Source organism: Candidatus Thioglobus sp. (genome assembly GCF_028599055.1).
In the GTDB taxonomy this organism is placed as follows: Bacteria; Pseudomonadota; Gammaproteobacteria; order PS1; family Pseudothioglobaceae; genus Thioglobus_A.
In genome coordinates this window covers 1-2,203 of sequence record NZ_JAQRMS010000179.1, presented here as the reverse complement: position 1 = coordinate 2,203, position 2,203 = coordinate 1, and the positions used below count along the sequence as shown (strand labels likewise).

General features: G+C 30.2%; 1 protein-coding gene. It reads left to right on the top strand.

Annotation, left to right across the window (positions count from 1 at the left end; genetic code table 11):
- Positions 1-1,881: 1,881 nt before the first annotated feature.
- Positions 1,882-2,203 (top strand): disulfide isomerase DsbC N-terminal domain-containing protein (locus tag PSN35_RS07275; protein WP_300031525.1); only part of this gene is annotated, 322 nt, incomplete at its 3' end.

Below are 2,203 nucleotides of genomic sequence, written 5' to 3'. Positions count from 1 at the left end.
CCGAACTAGGTTTTTCCTCTCGAGATTTTGGGAGCAAATATCATAACCTCTATTCAACGACTCCCTGTCTTGTGCGACCATATTTCACTGTTCCCTTGGAAGGTCACATAAGACAGGTTTGACTGTATTTACAAATGTCGCAGGTGACACTATTTGAAATTTTTTAAATAATTTTAAAAAAAATTTAAATATATAATTAGATAACGTAAGTTATAAATCTATATGATTTTATCCTTTTAATGTGTCTTTAATTTGTACATATAATTCATGTGTTTTATACACAAGTCTGTTTTGTTTCTATGGATCGTGTAGAGCTCCTGTGTATTAGTTATTATAAAATTTCTTCACGCCACGATACAGCTGAAATACTGCTAAAGTTGGCATTAAACACCAATCAATCAATCAATCAATTAATCTGACCTTTGCAGCTACATGTATTTCTAATCACACGAAAACATACATGTAGTTGAACAATAATGAAATAGTATTTAAACAGTGAAATTTGGCACAAGTTAATTTTTTTAATTTAAAATAAGATTATTTTTGGAGGTCACTGGTGGATCATAAAAAAAATCCAACAAGCATCTCATTTTAAGTAGATCTACGAGTTATCTTTCCCTTGCATGTTTAATTGATTTTATGTTGACCATTTGAAAGCTTTTTTTCTTTTTTTTTGGCATGTTGGGCACCAACCATTTTTTTTTCGCTGAGGTGGGAGCCCTGGGTTTTTATTTATTTTATTTGTTTATTTCCAAGTTAGTCTAAAAAAAATTGATTTCCCTCTATGTAAAAAAAAATAAGAATTTATGGCTGAAAATACACCAAAAAAAATTTGTGTTCAAAATTATAAAATAAAAATAAAAAGTTAGAAGAATCTTCAAGAAATGTATGCAGTGTAGATCTAGAAGACAGCCTTGGAAAAGTACCACATTATAGAAAGGAATAAGAATTTTTGATGTTTGAGATTACTATAGTAGTCATAATGATATTATGGTTATTCTACTCTATTGGATCACAAAGACAAATTATATGCAAATATACATTTTTATGGAAAAAAACAAGAAGCAACATAAACATTCAAGATACGTGTACTTGAACATGTTGAAGCTAAAGCATGACGTAAAACTGCTGATATATTAACACTCCCAAGTAAAACAACGTAAGAATTGTGACTAGAATATAAAAAGTCTTTGTTGTAACAGAAAATTTCAACAAGTTTAGAAAATTTGTTTACAAGCTGTACATGATATTATTGGGTGTAAATTAATGTAGGTTGATATCAACATTTTTATTGATATAACTGACATAATTGATATAAACAGAACAACAAGAATTGTAAAATAGGATTCAGAAACAAACGAATGTTTTTTTTTAAATCTGTTTCCTATTTATTGTATATGTAGCTTAATCTTTTGCAAAAAGAAAATTAAAGAAAAACAAATTTTGCCTTTGTGACTTGTATGTATCAAAAATATTTTTTGATCTACCTGATGTGGGGGAAAAAATTTGATTTGCAACTGACATGTAGAAATAATCTACCAAGCATGATAATCCTATTGACTCCTCCCCCCCTTTTGCACAGTGTTTGTATGCACCTCCTATTATGGACTGATTTGACAATTTTTTTTCTTTAATTTCCTGTGTGTTGAACATAGTCATTTGTTATCACTGTATGACATTGACTGTACCTAGTTGGTGTAATCTAAAACTCATCATTGGTCGCCTCTGAATTTGAAAACACCACCACACAGTCACCATCAAATTGTTGAATGGTTGTATTAATTAATGAAAATTCCACGTCACTTCCTCGGTTAAAAAATATAATGCCGATATTCTACCTAAAAAGGTAAAATTGATTCATTTTTCCCTTATATTTTTATTATGATTAAATCACTTTTTTTAGTTATCACGCTTTTATCTGGCTCAGCATTCGCAACAAAAGATGAAGTTATTCAGCATTTAAGCCGCTTCTTTGGTGACATCGATAAACAAGATATCACCAGCTCACCTTTTAAAGGTGTGTATGAAGTAATCACCCATGACCCTATTGATTCTATGTTGGTGTCTGAAAATGGCCGATATCTCATTGAGGGTGATGTAGTCGACCTCAAAACTAGAAGTTTAATACAAAAAAGTGACCAAGTAAAAAACTTAAAACTAGCACTGCTCAACACGATTAAAAAAAGCGATAAAATCATCTATC